This window comes from Vibrio sp. 811, assembly GCF_033339195.1.
The window spans coordinates 1-733 of sequence record NZ_JAWOUB010000357.1 but is presented as its reverse complement, the minus strand read 5'-3'; the positions used below and the strand labels follow the sequence as shown (position 1 = coordinate 733).

Annotated in this window: 1 protein-coding gene and 1 pseudogene; one reads left to right on the top strand and one right to left on the bottom strand. The window is 46.8% G+C overall.

Features of this window, described 5'->3' with window-relative positions:
• The coding region (locus R7Q46_RS26850) for a protocatechuate 3,4-dioxygenase (RefSeq protein ID WP_318078179.1) at positions 1-500 on the top strand (500 nt) is incomplete at its 5' end.
• 15 nt (positions 501-515) lie between these two features.
• Here the strand turns inward: R7Q46_RS26850 and R7Q46_RS26845 are convergent.
• Positions 516-733, bottom strand: a pseudogene (locus tag R7Q46_RS26845) (LysR family transcriptional regulator); the annotation flags it as partial.

Genomic DNA, 733 nt, shown 5'->3' with positions numbered 1-733 from the left:
GTCCGACGCCTTCTCAGACCGAAGGGCCATTTTATCCCGTGGTGAAGATTCCACTTCGCCAAAATTTAGTATTGAAACCGGATACTTTGATCGGAGAGGCGATAACATTACAAGGTAAAGTGCTGGATGTGTTTGGTCGTCCTATCTCTGGCGTAAAAATAGAAATTTGGCAGTGTGATGGCCAAGGGATTTATGACCATCCGAATCAACCCAGCCAAAACAAGTTTGACCCAAGTTTTTCAGGTTTTGGCGCGACAGTAACTGAAGAAGATGGACGCTATCTTTTCCAAACGCTGTTTCCTGTCCCATACAGCTCAAGACCTCCTCACATTCACGTCAAACTGTGGCGTGGCGACCACGAATTGTTGACCACCCAACTCTATTTGAAAGGACAGACGGGCAACGAATGGTGGGGTCGTAAAGCTCGTGACCATTTACAGTTTGAGCCGGTAAAAATTGATGGGCGAATAGTCGGAACGTTCGATTTCGTGATTGCTTAATCTGTTTGATGTTCGCTAGTAAGGCATCAACTCAGCCAACTGCGACAAGCATTCTTTGTCTAGTATGGGATGAGGTTCGACACCAGTCACCAAAACAATATCCACCGACGGTAGTGGAGGCAAATCTTCTAAGATCTTCAGATCATCTGTGACACTGATTCTTCCCATCGCACCAATCGCCATGCCAGAGCGAACAATGGCTCGCTGCGCAGAAGAGGTGTTACAACAAGCTA